15 protein-coding genes are annotated in these 16934 nt (G+C 66.5%); 2 read left to right on the forward strand and 13 right to left on the reverse strand.

The features are described 5' to 3' along the window. Nucleotides 1–16: 16 nt before the first annotated feature. From hprK to HB681_RS17385, 4 genes are all read right to left on the reverse strand, one after another. Nucleotides 17–973 carry an HPr(Ser) kinase/phosphatase gene (hprK, locus tag HB681_RS17370; RefSeq protein ID WP_213956106.1) on the reverse strand — a complete coding sequence of 319 codons (957 nt, stop codon included), beginning with the start codon at nucleotides 971–973 and terminating at the stop codon, nucleotides 17–19. Between the two features lie 226 nt (nucleotides 974–1199). Next, a complete protein-coding gene (locus HB681_RS17375) occupies nucleotides 1200–1667 on the reverse strand; it encodes a PTS sugar transporter subunit IIA (protein WP_213956107.1) in 468 nt (155 codons plus the stop codon). A gap of 117 nt (nucleotides 1668–1784) precedes the next feature. Continuing rightward, nucleotides 1785–2114: a ribosome-associated translation inhibitor RaiA gene (gene raiA / locus HB681_RS17380; RefSeq protein ID WP_213956108.1), complete on the reverse strand. Its 330-nt coding sequence runs from the start codon at nucleotides 2112–2114 to the stop codon at nucleotides 1785–1787. 328 nt (nucleotides 2115–2442) lie between these two features. Beyond that, the gene (locus tag HB681_RS17385; RefSeq protein WP_213956109.1) at nucleotides 2443–4533 is read right to left on the reverse strand and encodes an ATP-dependent helicase; all 2091 of its coding nucleotides are present in this window, start codon (nucleotides 4531–4533) and stop codon (nucleotides 2443–2445) included. A gap of 148 nt (nucleotides 4534–4681) precedes the next feature. Between HB681_RS17385 and corA the strand changes: the two genes are divergently transcribed. Together corA and HB681_RS17395 are read left to right on the forward strand one after the other, a co-directional pair. Beyond that, nucleotides 4682–5671 carry a magnesium/cobalt transporter CorA gene (corA, locus tag HB681_RS17390; protein ID WP_213956110.1) on the forward strand — a complete coding sequence of 330 codons (990 nt, stop codon included), beginning with the start codon at nucleotides 4682–4684 and terminating at the stop codon, nucleotides 5669–5671. A 139-nt stretch (nucleotides 5672–5810) separates the two neighbouring features. Next, on the forward strand, nucleotides 5811–6470 hold the full coding sequence (locus tag HB681_RS17395; RefSeq protein WP_213956111.1) for a dihydrofolate reductase family protein: 660 nt from the start codon (nucleotides 5811–5813) through the stop codon (nucleotides 6468–6470). A 118-nt stretch (nucleotides 6471–6588) separates the two neighbouring features. On the opposite strand, the gene HB681_RS17400 is transcribed toward HB681_RS17395, so the two are convergent. The 9 genes from HB681_RS17400 to HB681_RS17440 form a co-directional block, all read right to left on the reverse strand. Then, on the reverse strand, nucleotides 6589–8934 hold the full coding sequence (locus HB681_RS17400) for a xanthine dehydrogenase family protein molybdopterin-binding subunit (protein WP_256734987.1): 2346 nt from the start codon (nucleotides 8932–8934) through the stop codon (nucleotides 6589–6591). Nucleotides 8935–9049: 115 nt separating this feature from the next. Further along, nucleotides 9050–9577, reverse strand: coding sequence for a hypothetical protein (locus HB681_RS17405; protein WP_213956112.1), 528 nt, complete (start codon nucleotides 9575–9577; stop codon nucleotides 9050–9052). Next, on the reverse strand, nucleotides 9561–10106 hold the full coding sequence (locus HB681_RS17410) for an MOSC domain-containing protein (protein WP_213956113.1): 546 nt from the start codon (nucleotides 10104–10106) through the stop codon (nucleotides 9561–9563). The genes HB681_RS17405 and HB681_RS17410 overlap by 17 nt, the downstream gene beginning before the upstream one ends. Then, nucleotides 10103–10858: a 5'-methylthioadenosine/adenosylhomocysteine nucleosidase gene (locus tag HB681_RS17415; RefSeq protein ID WP_213956114.1), complete on the reverse strand. Its 756-nt coding sequence runs from the start codon at nucleotides 10856–10858 to the stop codon at nucleotides 10103–10105. Before HB681_RS17415 ends, HB681_RS17410 begins: the two co-directional genes overlap by 4 nt. Nucleotides 10859–10932: 74 nt before the next feature. Continuing rightward, nucleotides 10933–12555, reverse strand: coding sequence for an ABC transporter substrate-binding protein (locus HB681_RS17420; RefSeq protein ID WP_213956115.1), 1623 nt, complete (start codon nucleotides 12553–12555; stop codon nucleotides 10933–10935). Nucleotides 12556–12766: 211 nt separating this feature from the next. After that, complete coding sequence (locus tag HB681_RS17425; RefSeq protein ID WP_213956116.1) at nucleotides 12767–13789, reverse strand: peptide ABC transporter ATP-binding protein; 1023 nt, start codon at nucleotides 13787–13789, stop codon at nucleotides 12767–12769. Nucleotides 13790–13961: 172 nt separating this feature from the next. After that, complete coding sequence (locus HB681_RS17430; protein ID WP_213956117.1) at nucleotides 13962–14990, reverse strand: ABC transporter ATP-binding protein; 1029 nt, start codon at nucleotides 14988–14990, stop codon at nucleotides 13962–13964. A gap of 2 nt (nucleotides 14991–14992) precedes the next feature. Continuing rightward, nucleotides 14993–15880, reverse strand: a complete 888-nt coding sequence (locus tag HB681_RS17435) for an ABC transporter permease subunit (protein ID WP_213956199.1) — start codon at nucleotides 15878–15880, stop codon at nucleotides 14993–14995. A 14-nt stretch (nucleotides 15881–15894) separates the two neighbouring features. Beyond that, nucleotides 15895–16899 (reverse strand): ABC transporter permease subunit, encoded by a 1005-nt coding sequence (locus tag HB681_RS17440; RefSeq protein WP_213956118.1) that lies wholly within the window; start codon nucleotides 16897–16899, stop codon nucleotides 15895–15897. Nucleotides 16900–16934 lie beyond the last annotated feature (35 nt).

The following is a 16934-nucleotide window of genomic DNA, read 5'->3' on the forward strand; positions in this document are numbered from 1 at the left end:
GGGTAAAGACGGCCGGTCACTCCGCCAGGCCGCTCTCCATCGCCTTGTGGTGACGCGCGACGAAATCGGCGTACGTGTCGATGCCGCGCAACTGCAGGATCGAATTGCGCACCGCCGCCTCCACCAGCACGGCGATGTTGCGGCCGGCCACCACCTGGATGATGACCTTGCGCACCGGCACGCCCAGCACATCCTGCGTCAGCGGCGCCGAAGGCATGCGCTCATAGTCACGCTCGAAGCTGTCGCGCCGCACCAGGTGCACGATCAGCTTGAGCCGCATGCGGCGGCGCACCGCCGTCTCGCCGAAGATCGCGCGGATGTCGAGCAGGCCGATGCCGCGCACCTCCAGCAGGTTCTGCAGCAGTTCGGGGCAACGGCCTTCGATGGTGTTCTGGTTGATGCGGAACACGTCCACCGCGTCGTCGGCCACCAGCCCGTTGCCGCGGGAGATGAGCTCCAGCCCCAGTTCGCTCTTGCCCAGCCCCGATTCCCCGGTGATCAGCACGCCCATGCCCAGGATGTCCATGAACACGCCGTGCATCGAGGTGCGCTCGGCGAAGTGCTTGGACAGGTAGGCGCGCAGCAGGTCGATCACGAAGGCCGAGGACTCGCGCGTGGCGAACAGCGGCAATTGCGCGCGTTCGCAGATCGACAGCAGTTCGTCCGGCGCGGTCTGCGCGTCGGCCAGCACCAGCATCGGCGGCTCCAGCGTGACGATGCGCGCAATGCGCCGGGCGCAGTCTTCCTTGGTGCCGCGCGTGAGGTAGGCCACCTCGCGTGCGCCGAGGATCTGCACGCGATAGGGGTGGATGTAGTTGAGGTAGCCGACCAGGTCTGCCGCAGACTGCGCGCGACTGATGACGTCCGATTCGAACTGCCGCTCCGATGCGCCCAGCCCGGCCAGCCACTCCCAGCGAAGCGATCCGCGAAATTCCTCGAACATCGCGTCCGCGCTGATGACTGTGTGCTTCATGGGTGATGGGAAAGGACGAATGCTCTGGGGTATTCAGTCCAAGAATAACGTGGAACCGGCATTGCGGGGCCACTGGCATGGCCTCGCTGGCAGGGCGCGCGATGGCGCAAAGCCTGAGGGCGAGCGACGCTGGCGCCGGGAACCCGGCGGCTGCCATGCCATCGGAAGGGGCCGCAGCAGCGGCTGGAAAAGCGCACGAAATGCGCCATTCAAAGGCGAGTGGAACTTACGCGACTTGCGCGGACTGCCAGCCCGCGATCAGCGCATGGAGGGCGCGCGCATCGGTGCTGGACTTGATCTTTTCGCGCAGGCCGGAATCGCTGAGCAATTCGGCAATCTCGGAGAGGATTTCGAGGTGCTTCTGCGTGGCCGCCTCCGGCACCAGCAGGAAGATCAGCAGCACGACCGGTTGCTCGTCGGGCGCGTCGAAGCCGATCGGATCGGCCAACTGGAACACGGCCGCCATCGGCGCCTTGAGGCCCTTGATGCGACCGTGTGGTATCGCCACGCCGTGACCAAGCCCGGTCGATCCGAGCCGTTCGCGCGCGAACAGGCTGTCGGTGATCAAGGCGCGACCGAGGCCGTGGAGGTTTTCAAACAGCAAGCCGGCCTCTTCGAAGGCACGTTTCTTGCTTGTAGCGTCGACGCTCACAAGGACTTGAGCGGGCGGCAGGATGGACGCGAGGCGATTCATGTTTGGGGCAGGGCGACGGCGATTATGCACCGACCTCGCGAAAAGCAAAGGGCCGCCAAAAGGCGGCCCGCAAGAGTGTTTGCCCTGAGCCACGTCAGCGGCTCGAAACAGTCCGTATTACATGATGCGCTTGGGCGCGGCGTGATGATGGTCCTGCAGACGGTCCTTGTGGCGCACCACTTGGCGGTCCAGCTTGTCGACCAGCTCGTCGACAGCGGCGTAGAGATCAGCATGGCTCGACTCGGCGAACATGTCATTGCCCTTCACGTGGATGTTGCACTCGGCCCGTTGCCTGCGCTCCTTTTCCTTCTGCTTTTCAACCGTTAGCAGCACCTTGACATCGACCACCTGGTCGAAGTGGCGGGTGATCCGATCAAGCTTGCTAGTGACATAGCTGCGCAATGCTGGAGTGACGTCGAGGTGATGACCGCTGATCGTCAGATTCATGAATGACCTCCTGGGATAGACCGTTGATAGACCGTTGGTGAAAAGGACCTTTCCTCGATTGAGGGCGGGCCACGGGGACAACATGGATAGGGAGTGGAAGGGACGGGAAGGGAGCGGAAAAAAGAGGTGTGGAAGGGAAGGGAAAGAGAGGTGGTTGCAGAAAACCCGCTGGGGGTCCGGTTCACTATGCCCCCCGTGTCATCGAATTGCAATCCCCGAATGGCAGGGAAAACCGTGATGCATTGCACACGTTGCAGGTAGTTACCGTCGGTTTCAAAAACGCTGTAGTGAGTTTTTATTCACTTCGTCCAACGAGCGCGCGACGGCGCTATTTCCAGGCGTTGCGCAGGCGATTTCGAAGGTCGATAGCGGCCGCCGGCGGCGGCACGAAGACAGGGCGCTCGGGTGGCGGCGGCCAGGTGACGTGCTCGAAGCCCGCGGCGTCGGCCGCATCGATGAAGCGAGTGCGGCCGGCGTACACATGGCGGTCGCCCCGCGCGGCCTGCTGCGTTACATAGAAGCGCTGCGGCACGACCAGGTGCAAATGGTCGCGCGCACGCGTCATTGCGACGTAAAGCAGCCGGCGCTCCTCCTCCAGTTCGGCCGCGCCCTGGGCCACGTCGGCAGGCATACAGCCGTCCACCACGTTGAGCACATGCACCGAGCGCCACTCCTGCCCCTTGGCCGAATGGATGGTCGACAGGATCAGGTAATCCTCATCGAGCAGCGGCGGGCCGGCGCGGTCGCTGGTGGCCGACGGCGGGTCGAGCGTAAGTTCCGTAAGAAAACTTTCACGCGATGAATAACCCGATGCAAGTCGAGCCAATCGTTCGAGGTCGCCGCGGCGCACGCCGGCATCGTCATGCAGTCGTTCGAGTTGCGGCAGGTACCAGCGCAGCGCCGCTTCCATGTCGGCAGGCCAGGGCGAAGCCGCTGCTCGCAACTCCCCGTAGATGTCGGCAAAACGTTGCCATTCCTGTCGAGTTCCCGACGGCGGCTGGAAGTCCCGCACCACGGCGCCGGGATCGGCCGCCTCGCCCATGGCGTCGAGCAACCGCGACGAGGTGGCCGGGCCGACGCCCGGAATGAGCTGCGTCACCCGAAAGCCGGCCATGCGCCCGCGCGGGTTCTGCACGAATCGCAGCACCGCCAGCAGGTCCTTGACGTGGGCCGCCTCCAGGAACTTGAGGCCGCCGTACTTGACGAAGGGAATGTTGCGGCGCGCCAGTTCGAGTTCCAGCGCGGCGCTGTGGCTGGAGGTGCGGAACAGCACGGCTTGCGACTTCAGCGCGAGGCCGCCCTCGCGGTGCGCCAGGATGCGGTCGCACACCCAGGTGGCCTGCTGCGCCTCGTCGGGCACCAGCACCAATTGGGGCTGGCCGGCGGACGGCTTGTCGGTCCAGAGGGTCTTGGCATGGCGCTCGGCGGCATGCGCAATGACGGCGTTGGACACATCGAGGATCGGCTGCGTGGAGCGGTAGTTGCGCTCCAGCGTGACGATGCGTGCCGCCTGCGAGAACTGGCCGGGGAAGTCGAGGATGTTGCGCACGGTGGCGCCGCGGAACGAGTAGATCGATTGCGCGTCGTCCCCCACCACGGTCAGGCCGCGGCCATCGGGCTTGAGCGCAATCAGGATCGCGGCCTGCAGGCGGTTGGTGTCCTGGTATTCGTCGACCAGCACATGGTCGAAGCGCGAGCCGACGAGTTCGGCCAGGGACGGCTCGCTCATCATCTCGGCCCAGCAAAGCAGCAGGTCGTCGTAGTCGAGCAGGTTCTGCTGCTGCTTGGCCTCGACGTAGCCGCCGAACAGCCGCTTGAGTTCGGCAGCCCATTCCGCGCACCAGGGGAAGGTGTGCTTGAGCACGCTTTCGAGCGGCTCGCGAGTGTTGACGCAGCGCGAATAGATCGCGAGGCAGGTGCCCTTGCGCGGGAAGCGCCGCGTGGTGGCGGACAGCCCGATCTCATGCCGCACCAGGCCCATGAGGTCCTCGGCATCACCGCGGTCGTGGATGGTGAAGTTCTCGTCGAGGCCGATCTGCGTGGCGTGCTCGCGCAGGATGCGAGCACCGACGCCGTGAAAGGTGCCGGCCCAGGGCAGGGCCGGCGGCGCTTCGGAGCGCAGGCCCAGCACGCGCGCCACCACCTGTCCGGCGCGCCTCTCCATTTCCTGCGCTGCCCGGCGCGAGAAGGTCAGCAACAGGATGCGCTGGGGATCTGCGCCCTTGGCGATCAGGTGCGCCACGCGATGCGCCAGCGTGCTGGTCTTGCCCGAGCCGGCGCCCGCAATCACGAGCAGCGGCTCGGGCCCTGGATGCATGACGGCCGTGCGCTGCTCGTCGTTGAGCGCGGCGAGGACCGACGCCAGGCGTTGCGCGGGTGTTTCGACGGCTTGGGAGGGAGCTTCGACGGTCAGCGACATGGGAAAGCGAACTGTACATCCATCCAGCGCACACAGGTCGCAGAGCCGCAGGTGGGGCCCTCACCCCGGCCCTCTCCCCGAGGGGAGCGGGAGGCAAACCCGCACATTGCAAACGCGCGGTCACAGGCGGCAACAGATAATCCGCGCCATGCTGAATATCTTCACGCTCGCCAACGGTCGACTCGTCCAGGAAGAAATCGAGTCGCTGGAAGAGTTGTCCAAGTTCCAGCCGATCTGGGTCGACCTGGAGTCGCCGTCGGTCGAGGAAAAGCGTTGGGTCAAGCAGTACTACGGGCTGTCGATTCCTGAAGACGCGATGGACGAGGACATCGAGGAATCGGCCCGTTTCTACGAGGAAGACAACGGCGAGCTGCATATTCGCAGCGACTTCCTGATCGATGACAGCGAGGACCCGCGCTCGGTGCGTGTGGCCTTCATCCTGAACCAGCACAACGCCGAGTTGCGCAGCCGCGGCGTGCTGTTCTCGATCCACGACGAGGACGTGCCGGTGTTCCGTCTGGTGCGCATGCGCGCGCGCCGGGCGCCGGGGCTGATCGAGGATGCCAAGGAAGTGCTGCTGAAGCTGTTCGACGCCGACGCCGAATATTCCGCCGACACGCTGGAGAACATCTACGACGACCTGAAGAAGGTCAGCGAGAAGGTGCTGCGCGGCAACATGACCGACGCGCTGGCGAGCGAGGTGCTCGGCGAGATCGCGCGCCACGAAGACCTGAACAGCCGCATCCGCCGCAACGTGATGGACACGCGCCGCGCGGTGAGCTTCATGATGCGCAGCAAGATGCTCAGCGCCGAGCAGTTCGAGGAGGCGCGGCAGATCCTGCGCGACATCGAGTCGCTGGACAACCACACGGCCTTCCTGTTCGACAAGATCAACTTCCTGATGGATGCGACCGTCGGTTTCATCAACATCAACCAGAACAAGATCATCAAGATCTTCTCGGTGGCCAGCGTGGCGCTGCTTCCGCCGACGCTGGTGGCGAGCATCTACGGCATGAACATGCAGTTTCCGGAACTGCAGGCCTTGGGGAGCCTGTCGTATCCGTACGTGGTGATCATGATGGCGGCGAGTGCGCTGGTGCCGATGTGGTACTTCGGGCGGAAGGGCTGGTTGAGCTAGGCTCGCCCCCAGGTCGCCGCGTCGCGGCTCTCACCCCCTACCGGGGGCAACACCGGCGGCCCGGCAAAGCCGGTTCCGCGGTGTTTCGCGAACAGCGATATCCTTTCGGCGCCGTTTGGCGGATTCCAGGAAACACGACATGTCGAAACTCAGGGTCGCAAGCTTTTCAATCTCACTGGACGGCTACGGGGCGGGGCCGGATCAGTCCATCGACAACCCGCTGGGACGCAACGGCGGCGAACTGCACGGCTGGGTTTTCCCCACGCGCACCTTCCAGCGAACGCTTTTCGGACGCGATGAGGGAAGCACCGGCGTCGATGACGACTTCGCCGCCAGGGGCTTCGCGAACCTCGGCGCCTGGATCCTTGGCAGGAACATGTTCGGCCCGGTTCGGGGACCGTGGCCCGATCTCGAATGGAAAGGGTGGTGGGGCGCCAACCCGCCGTATCACGTGCCGGTCTTCGTGCTGACGCACCATCCGCGCCCCCCGCTGGAGATGGAGGGCGGGACGACCTTTCACTTCATCACGGGCGGAATTCATGAAGCGTTGACGAGGGCTCGGGAAGCTGCCGGTGGCAAGGACATCCGGGTGGGCGGCGGGGTGAGCGTCATCCGCGCCTATCTAGAGGCAGGGCTCATCGATGAGATGCACCTGGCGGTGGCGCCAGTGCTGCTCGGCCAGGGGGAACACCTCTTCCACGGCCTCGACCTGCGCGACCTGGGCTACAGCTGCACCGAGCGCGCCGCGTCGGAGAAAGCAACGCATCTGGTCCTGACGCGGAACGCGAAAGGCGCCTGACGAGGCCTGCGCGTTCCGGCGCTGACCAAGGGCGCAAGGCCGCCGTGGCACGGCACGGCGCACCCGTGCATGAATGCATTCATGCGTTGGAAGGCGAACCGTATGAACCAGGGCGGCCTCAGCCGTGCATCTGGTCCCAGAGCCTTGTCGGGCTCAAGGGCATCTGCAACTGCGTCGTCCTGGCCCCGAAGCCGTTGCGCGCCAGCGCATCCGCCACCGCATTGACCACCGACGGCGTCGCGCCGATGGTGCCCAGTTCGCCCACGCCCTTCACACCCAGCGGATTGTTCTTGCAGGGCGTGGACTGGTCCATCTCGGTCTTGAAGTCGGGCGAGGTGCGGGCCACCGGCATGGCGTAGTCCATGAAGCTGCCGGTCAGGGGCTGGCCGGTCTCGGCGTCATAGACGATCTGCTCGAGCAGCGCCTGGCCGATGCCCTGCACCGCGCCGCCGTCGAGCTGGCCGCGCACGATCATCGGGTTCACCACGTTGCCCACGTCGTTGACTGAGGCATAGGCCACCACTTCGACATCCGCCGTCAACGGGTCGACCTCGACTTCGCTGATGTGGCAGCCGTTGGGCCAGGTCGGGCCGGCCACGGTGCTGGTGGAGTCCATGAAGATGCGGTGGTCGGGCTGCTTGCCGGCCAGCTCGAACAGGCCGATCTTCAGGTCGGTGCCGGCCACCGTGAAGCTGCCTTCGGCGTACTTCACGTCTTCCGGCGCGGCTTCGAGCTCTTTCGCGGCCAGGCCGCGGGCGTGGTCGATGGTGCGCTCCGATCCCACGCGCACGGCCGAGCCGCCGGTGAAGATCGAGCGCGAACCGGCACTGCCGAAGCCGTCGCCGCGATCGGTGTCGCCGAGCACCACGCGCACCTGCTCGGGCAGCACGCCGAAGGCATCGACCACGAGTTGCATCAGCGAGGTGGCGATCCCCTGGCCCATCGCGTTGACGGCAGAGAACACCTCGATGATGCCGTCCGCCAGCACCGACACGGTCACGCGTTCCTCGAACACGTTGCCGCCGGTCCATTCGAGGAAGGTCGCGATACCGAGGCCGCGCAGCTTGCCGCGCTGCTTCGATTCCGCGGCGCGCGCCTCGAAGCCGCTCCAGTCGGCCAGCGCCAGGCCCTGGTTCATCACGTGCTCGAAGCGGCCGGTGTCGTAGACCTGGCCCATCGGGTTGGTGTAGGGCATCTGCTCCGGCTGGATGAAGTTGCGGCGGCGCAGCGCGATGCGGTCCATGCCCAGTTGGCGGGCCGCCTCGTCCATGAGGCGCTCCATGTTGTGGATCGCTTCGGGCCGGCCGGCGCCGCGGTAGGCACCGGTGGGCGCGGTGTTGGTCATCACCGCCTTGAAGTGGAAGTCGATGGTTTGGATGTCGTAGATGCTGGTCTGCACCCACGGCCCGATCAGCAGCTGGATCGCCACGCCCACGCCGGTGCCGTAGGCGCCCACGTTGGCCAGCGAATGCACCTTCAGCGCGAGGATCTTGCCGTCGGCGGCCAGGGCCAGTTCGGCGTCCACATGCACGTCGCGGCCGTGCGTGGTCGAGGTGAATTCCTCGCTGCGGTCGGCGATCCACTTGACCGGCAGCTTGAGTTCACGCGCGGCGTACACGACGACCGCGTCCTCCGGGTACATGCCGGTCTTCATGCCGAAGCCGCCGCCCACGTCGGGCACGCGCACGCGGATCTGGTCGCGCGGGATCTTGAGCACCGCGTCGCACAGCGTGTCGCGCACGCCGGAAGGCATCTGCGTGCTCATGTGGATCGTGGTGCGGCCGCTGGCCTTGTCGAAGTCGGCGACGATGGAGCGCGGCTCCAGCGTGACAGCGGCCAGGCGCTGGTTGACGATGTGCAGCTTGACGACGTGCGCGGCCTTGGCGAAGGCAGCGTCCGTGGCCTCGGCGCTGCCGTGGCGCATTTCGCAGGAGATATTGTCGGGCGCCTCGTCGCACAGCACCGGCGCGCCGGGTGCGATGGCCTCTGCCGGGTCGATGACCATCGGCAACGCCTCGTAGTCGATGGAAACCGCCTCGGCCGCATCGCGCGCTTGCTGCAAGGTCCGGGCAATGACCGCGACCACGGGCTCGCCGACGAAGCGCACGCGTTCATGCGCCAACGGACGGCGCGGCGCAGTGGCGGCAGGGCTGCCATCCGCCCGCACGAAACCGGCCGCGCCCGGCAGGGGCTCCACGCCGGCCGCCACGAGGTCGGCGCCGGTGAGGACCTTGAGCACGCCCGGCATGCCAGCAGCGGTGGAGGTGTCGATGGAGACGATGCGCGCATGCGGATACGGCGATCGCGAGAAGCTGAGCTGGGCCTGCTCGGCGAAGGAGATGTCGTCGGTGTAGCGGCCAAGGCCTGCCACCAGCGTGTCGTCCTCGACGCGGCGGACTTCCTTGCCGCTGCCGAAGCGCCCGGCTGCAGGGACGGGGGTGGGGGTGGAGACGGAAGCGTTCAAGTTGTCGACCTCATCAATCAATGGCCCCAGCGGCCAGCGCATGGACTTTGCCATGAAACGCAATGTCGCGGCGGCGCTCGCTGCAACGGCGGGGCGAATGCGCGACGCGCGTTTTTCAGGATTGCTCCGCAGGCGTCGGACGCACCCATTTCCAGGTGACTTCCACCGCCTGCACGCCCGCGACAAGGCCCTGCGGATCCGGGAAAGCCTGCCCTTCCACGACGTAGGCCGTGCGATTCCAGACATTGAAGGTGCGCGCCTGCGGATGACGGGCGTCAACGCTGCCGATCCACTCGCCGGTGCCGGGGCATACGTCGGTGCCGTTGCAGACGCGCAGGTGCCGCTTTTCGGTCTCGGGCGTCTGTGCCTGGATGCCTGCGATGGCCAGGCTGGCGAGCAGCCCGATGCCGGCGCCCGCCAGTGTGAAGACGAGCGTGGCCAGCGCGCCGATGACGGCGCTGAGACCCACGCCGCCGCGTTCGCTCAGGTAGTAGCCGAGCATCGCCCCAGCCAGCGGAAACAGCAGCAGCTTCATTCCGCCGCCCTCTTCGCGGCCCAGGCGCCTCTTCAGGGCGCTGCATGCCGCCCGCGCTTTCTCAAGCCAGGTCGAGGGCGGGGGATGCGCGTCAGGAAGGGGTTTCATCGGGTCTCAGGGAATGCGTGACCGTCACCGCGTCGCCGCAGCGAAGCGTGCCGCCCGTCAGTATGCGTGCCGTGATGCCACCGTGCCCGCGCATGGCGTTGTAGCCGCCCGGACCCAGGGCTTCTTCCATGCGCGAGCAAGGTTCGCAGGGACCGCTGACTTCGAGCACGACCTCCGCGCCGATGCACAGTTGCAAGGGCTGGTCGCGGAACAGCGCACGCGCGGCCAGCAGGTTCAGGCCCGAGACGACCAGGTTGCGACGCAGCCATTCGACGCTCACCACCTCGCGGCGCGACAACGCAGCGATGACCGGCAGATGCTCGGCCTGGATCAGCGTGACCTGTCGCCTGCCCCCGCCGGCTGCAGAGGGTATCCGTGCCGCGATGCGATCACCGGCCAGGCCGCGCCCGGCCAGCGCCATGACCTGCGCGACGGGCTGCACGGGCACGCCTCGCGCCGGTCGCAGCAGGATCGCGTCGAGCCGGCCCGCGTGCGCGAATCGGCTCGTGAGTTCGCGCAGGCCGTTCATGGCGGCAGCGTCGGCAACAGCGCGGCGATGAGCGCGCGGGCCTGCCGCCCGGCCACCTGCGCAAGATAGGCCGGAAAGTCCACATGCGCCTGGTCGTCCGCACGGTCCGAGATGTTGCGCACGGCGGCAAAGGGCACGCCGTGGTCGTGGCAGACCTGCGCGACCGCGGCGGCCTCCATTTCGACGGCCATCGCATCGGGGAGCGCCGCGCGCAGTGCGCGCGCCTCGTCAGCGCGCGCAACGAAGCGGTCGCCGCTGATCAGCAAGCCTTGATGAACATGCGGCGTGTCGATGCCGAAGCGCGCCAGCGTCTGTGCATCGAAGAGCGACTTCGCATTCACCGACGGAGCGCGCGCCGCCGCCAGCAGCAGCGCGGCCAGCGCCGCGTCCGCCGCGAAGCGCGACCGCCCATACAAGGGCACCTCGAAGCGCGGGAACAGCGGCGAGGCATCCATGTCGTGCTGCAGGAATTCGGCGCCGACGACCGTGTCGCCCACCCGCACGTCGGGATGCAGCCCGCCCGCCACGCCCGTGAACACGATGCGCCGCACGTTGAAGCGCTCGATGAGCGCCGCCGCCGTGGTGGCCGCAGCCACCTTGCCGATGCCCGACAGCGCGAACACCACGGGCCGCCCGAGCCACTCGCCCGCATGGAAGTCGCGCCCCGCATGGCGCACGACGCGCAACCCTTCAAGCTGGACGGCCAGGCCTTCCTGCTCCTCGGGCAGCGCGCTGAGGATCGCAGTGGTCATGACGCTTCTGCCGGAAGGCAGCGGGATTGGATCCGCCTCACGAAGTGACCCGGATCCTGGGGGCGAGCAGCAAGCTACTTGATATCGACGCCATAGAAGGTGTGACGGCCGAACGGGCTCAGCTTGAAGTCGACCACTTCCTTGCGCACGGGCTTCAGCTGCACCGCGTGCGCGATGGTGAACCACGGCGCCTGTTCCTTGAAGACGACCTGCGCCTTCTTGTAGAGCGCGTCGCGGTCGGCCTGCTTGGACACGGATTTGGCTTTCACCACCAGGTCGTCGTAGGGCTGGTAGCAAAACTTGGCCACGTTGCCGCCGTTGTTCTTCGATGCGTCGCAGCCCAGCAGCGTGTGCAGAAAGTTGTCCGGATCGCCGTTGTCGCCGGTCCAGCCGAACATGCCCATCTGGTGCTCACCGGCTTGCAGGCGCTTGCGGTACTCGCCCCACTCGAAGGTCTTGATCTCGGCCTTGACGCCTATCTTGGCCAGGTCGGCCTGCATCAGTTCGGCGATGCGCTTGGCGTTCGGGTTGTAGGGCCGTTGCACCGGCATGGCCCAGAGATCGGTCGTGAAGCCGTTGGCCAGGCCGGCGACAGCGAGCAGCTTCTTGGCACCTTCGGGATCGTATGGGTCGTCCTTGACCGCATCGTTGTACGACCACATGGTCGGCGGAATCGGGTTCTTGGCGGCCACGCCGGTGGACAGGTAGACGCCCTCGATGATGGCCTTCTTGTTGATCGCCATATTGATGGCCTTGCGCACGCGCACGTCGTCGAAGGGCTTCTTCTGCGTGTTGTAGGCGAGGTAGCCGACGTTGAGGCCGGCCTGCTCGAGCACCTGCACGTTCGGGTCCTTGCGGATTGCATCGAGGTCGGCCGGATTCGGATACGGCATGACGTGGCATTCGCCCTTCTGCAGCTTGGCCCAGCGCACCGATGCATCGGGCGTGATCGAGAAGATCAGGTCGTCGATCTTGGCCTTGCCGTCCCAGTACTGCGGGAAGGCCTTGAAGCGGACAACCGCATCCTTCTGGTACTGCACGAGGTAGAAAGGGCCGGTGCCGACCGGGTCCTGGTCGATCTTCTCGGGGGTGCCGGCCTTGAGCATCGCGATCGCGTACTCCTTGGACTGCACGCCGGCGTAGGGCATGGCGAGGTTGGCAAGGAAGGGGGCCTCGGGCTTGTTGAGGACGAACTTGACGGTGTAGTCGTCGACGCGGTCGACCGACTTCAGCAGCTTGGCCATGCCCATGTCGTTGAAGTACGAGTGGTTGGGGCTGGTGACCTTGAAGTAGGGGTCGTTTTCCTTCCACTGGCGCTCGATCATGAAGATGACGTCATCGGCGTTGAGGTCGCGCGTCGGCTTGAAGTTCTTGTTGGAGGTGTGCCACTTCACGCCCTTGCGCAGGTGGAAGGTGTACTCGGTGCCGTCGGCGGAAATCTCCCACTTCTCGGCCAGGCCCGGGACCACCTTGGTCCCGCCGCGCTCGAACTGGACGAGGTTGTCGAAGACCTGCGTGGTCACGTCGAAGGAGGTGCCGGTGGTGTTGATCGCCGCATAGAAGTTCTCGGGGCTGCCTTCGGAGCAGAACACCAGCGTCTTCGCGGCGGCAGCGCCGCAGGCGAGCGCCAGCGCGGTCGGGATGATCAGGGCGGCGGCGGCACGCAGGCGGCGCGCAACAGGGGACTTGGCTTTCATTGCGGAAACTCCTTCGGACGGGAAACGGGAAAAGGTCTGCACGCCGGCTTGGTACCCCGTTTCATAAGTACGGGCACAAATGAAATCGATGCGTTTCGTGTCAGGGCAAGGCGCAAACCGCAGCGATACCCGAAGGTATCGCGAGGATTTGCAACGCCGCCATGGCGCGAAAGGCGCGGTTTCATGTGCTCGTACTTATGAAATGGGGTACCTAGGCCGGCGCAAGCTGCGGATTATGGGCACCGGCAGGGGCGGCGCCATCGAGGAACTTCTCGGCGTGGTGGCAGGACACCATGCGCTCGTCGAGCGCGCGCAGCACCGGACGCTCGACGCGGCAACGCTCGGTTGCATGGGAACAGCGCGTGTTGAACACGCAGCCCGGGGGCGGATTCAGCGGCGAAGGCAGTTCGCCCTGCAGCACGATGCGCTGGCTGGTGGCCAGGCCGGGCGTCGAGGCCAGCAGCGCCTGCGTGTACGGATGCAGCGGCCGCGCGAAGATGCGCGACTTGGCGCCCTGCTCGACCACGTGGCCGAGGTACATCACCATCAGGTCGTGCGCGATGTGGCGCACCACGCCGAGGTCGTGCGAGATGAAAAGGTAGGCCAGGCCCAGTTCCTTCTGCAGGTCGGCCAGCAGGTTCAGCACCTGCGCCTGGATCGACACGTCCAGCGCGGAGACCGGCTCGTCCGCCACCAGCAGGCGCGGCGACAGCATCAGCGCGCGCGCGATGGCGATGCGCTGGCGCTGCCCGCCGGAGAACATGTGCGGATAGCGGTTGGCATGCTCCGGCCGGAGGCCGACGCGCGACAGCATCTCGCGCGCCTTGGCGGCCCGCTCGGTCTTGCCGAGGCTGGTGTTGATGGCCAGCGGGTCTTCCAGCACGGCCGCGATCTTCTTGCGCGGGTTGAGCGAGCCGTAGGGGTTCTGGAAGACCAGCTGCACCGCCTGCCGCAGCTCGCGCTTGCGTTCCGCCGGCGGGTGGACCGCGTCCATGCCCACGATGCTGAGCTGGCCCGCGGTCGGCTTCTCGATCAGCGTGACCATGCGCGCGAGCGTCGACTTGCCGCAGCCCGATTCGCCGACCACGGCCAGCGTGCGGCCCCGCTCGAGCCTGAACGAGACCTCGCCCACGGCCTGCAACTGCGCAGGCGCCTTGAACATGCCGCGCTTGATGTCGTAGACCTTGCGCAGGCCCTTGGCTTCGGCGACGACTTCGTTGGATGTCGTGGTCATGGCTGAGGCTGCGAAATGCGGGAGCGGACTTCCGGACGCAGAGGACGCGAAGGTTTCGCGAAGGACGCGAAAGGAATACCAAGGAAGATTCCTTCCTTTTGAATCTTTCGCGTCCTTTGCGTTTCTTCGCGTCCTTCGCGTACGGTCAAGTCCGCATTCATCGGCCGTGGGTTCATGGCAAGGCCTCTACAGGCTGTGGGCCGTCGCGCTGGATCAGCACTTCGCGGTTCGGGTCGCCGAGCGCGTAGTGGCAGCGCACCTCGCCGCCCTCGCCGGCGGCGATCGGGCGCAGCTCCGGGCGCACGGCGCGCGAGTGGGCGGTGGCGTAACTGCAGCGTGGCGCGAACAGGCAGCCGGCGGGCCGGTCATGCACGCCGGGCACGACGCCGGCGATGGTGGCCAGGCGGCCTTCCGGCGCGGCGCGTTCGGGCAGGGCCGCGAGCAGTGCCTCGGTGTAGGGATGCTGCGGCTGGGCGAACAGGCGGTCGACGCGCTGCTGCTCCACCACCTGGCCGGCATACATCACGGCCACGCGCTGCGCCATGTCAGCCACCACGCCCATGTTGTGCGTGATGAGCACCAGCGCCATGCCGCGCTCCTTCTGCAGGCTGCGCAGAAGGTCGAGGATCTGCGCCTGGATGGTGACGTCGAGCGCGGTGGTCGGCTCGTCGGCGATCAACAGCCGCGGGTTGCAGGCGATGGCCATGGCGATCATCACGCGCTGGTTCATGCCGCCGGAGAGCTGATGCGGGAAGGAGTTGATGCGCGTCGCGGGCGCGGGGATGCCGACCTGTTCCAGCAACTCGATCGCGCGCTTGTGCGCAGCGCGCTTGTCGAGCTTGAGGTGCAGGCGCAGCGTCTCGACGATCTGGAAGCCGACCGTGAAGCACGGGTTCAGGCTCGTCGTCGGCTCCTGGAAGATCATCGCCACGTCCTTGCCGACCAGCGTGCGGCGCGCGCGGTCGGACAGGCCCAATAGGTCCTGTCCAGCAAAGCGAAGGTGCTGCGCCCGCACCTTGCCCGGCGAGCCGATGAGCCCCATCAACGCCATCATCGTGACGCTCTTGCCGGAGCCCGATTCACCGACGATGCCGAGCACCTCGCCCTCGTCGACCTGCAGGCTCACGCCGTCGACGGCATGCATGATGCCGCCCTGCGTGGGGAACTCGACGTGGAGGTCCTGGATTTGGAGAAGTGCCATGGTCAACGCTTCAATTTCGGATCGAGCGCATCGCGCAGGCCGTCACCGACGAGGTTGAACGCCAGCACCGCGGCCAGGATCGCGAGGCCCGGGAAGGTCACGACCCACCAGGCGCGCAGCACGAACTCGCGCGCATCCGCGAGCATCGTGCCCCACTCGGGCGAAGGCGGCTGCGCGCCGAGGCCGAGGAAGCCCAGCGCGGCGGCATCCAGGATCGCGGTCGACACGCCGAGCGAAGCCTGCACGATCAATGGTGCGGCGCAGTTCGGCAGCACTTCGCGGAACATCAGGCGCAACAGGCCCGCGCCACTCAGGCGCGCGGCCGTGACGTAGTCGCGCGAGACCTCCGAGATCACCGCCGCGCGCGTGATCCGCACGTAGTGCGGCAGCACGACCACCGCCACCGCGAGCATCGCGTTGATGAGCCCGGGCCCGAGGATCGCCACGATCACGATGGCCAGCAGCAGGCTCGGCAGCGTGAGCACGATGTCCATCAGCCGCATGATCGCGATCTCGACGATGCCGCGGAAGAAGCCGGCGATCAGGCCCAGTGAGATGCCGACCGCCATCGACAACGCCACCACCGCGATGCCGATGGACAGCGACAGCCGCGAACCCCACATCAGGCGCGAAAGGATGTCGCGGCCGATGGCGTCGGTGCCCAGCAGGAACTGCGTCGATCCGCCCTCCTGCCAGGCCGGTGGCCGCAGGAAGGCGGCGCTGTCGGTCTCGTTGGGCGCATGCGGGGCGATCCACGGCGCCAGCAGCGCCACGACCAGCAGCACCACGATCACGGCCAGGCCCATGACGGCGCCCTTGTTGGCCGAGAACGATGTCCAGAATTCGCGCCACGGCCCGGGCGGGGTGGACGCGGTGGTGCCGACAGGCATGGTTGCGGGCGCGCTCACTTCCTGATCCTCGGATTGATGACGCCGTAGGCGACGTCGACGAGCAGGTTGACCAGCATCACGATCACGCCCAGCAACAACATGCCGCCCTGCAGCACCGGATAGTCGCGCCGTCCGATCGCCTCGATCAGCCACTTGCCCACGCCAGGCCACGAGAAGATCGTCTCGGTGAGGATGGCGCCGGTGAAAAGCACGCCCACCTGCAGCCCGATCACGGTCACCACCGGGATCAGCGCATTGCGCAGCGCATGCAGCGCCACCACGCGGAACTTGGACAGCCCCTTGGCGCGCGCCGTCCGGATGTAGTCTTCGCCGAGCACTTCTAGCATCGCCGACCGCGTCATGCGCGCGATCACCGCCAGCGGATTGGTGCCCAGCACGATTGCCGGCAGGATCAGGTGCCTGAGCGCCGACCAGAAGGCGCCGGGCTCGTCGGCCTTGAGCGAATCGATCAGCAGGAAGCCGGTGGTCGGCTCGATGAAGTACTGCACCGCGATGCGGCCCGACACCGGCGTCCAGCCCAGCTGTACCGAGAAGAACAGGATCAGCAGCAGGCCCCACCAGAAGATCGGCATCGAATAGCCGGTCAGCGACACCGCCATCACGCCATGGTCGAACACCGAGTTGCGCCGCACCGCCGCGATGATGCCGGCCGGAATACCGAGCAGCAGCGCGAACAGGATGGCGCACACCGCCAGCTCGACCGTTGCCGGGAACAGCGACAGGAACTCGCTCATCACCGGCTCCTGCGTGATCATCGACTTGCCCAGGTCGCCATGCAGCACACGCCAGACGTAGATGCCGTATTGCGTGATCAAGGGCTTGTCGAGCCCGTAGGCCGTGAGCAATTCGGCATGGCGCGCCGCATCGATGCCGCGCTCGCCGGCGAGCGTCTCGATCGGATCGCCCGGCACCAGCCGGATCAGGAAAAAGGCCAGCATGGTCATGCCGATGAAGGTCGGCACGAGCAGGCTCAGGCGCGTGAAGATGAAACGAAGCATCGCCGCTGACTATGCAAGTCCAATGCCGGCCTTGA

This window comes from Variovorax sp. dw_954, assembly GCF_018449755.1.
Classification (GTDB): domain Bacteria; phylum Pseudomonadota; class Gammaproteobacteria; order Burkholderiales; family Burkholderiaceae_C; genus Variovorax.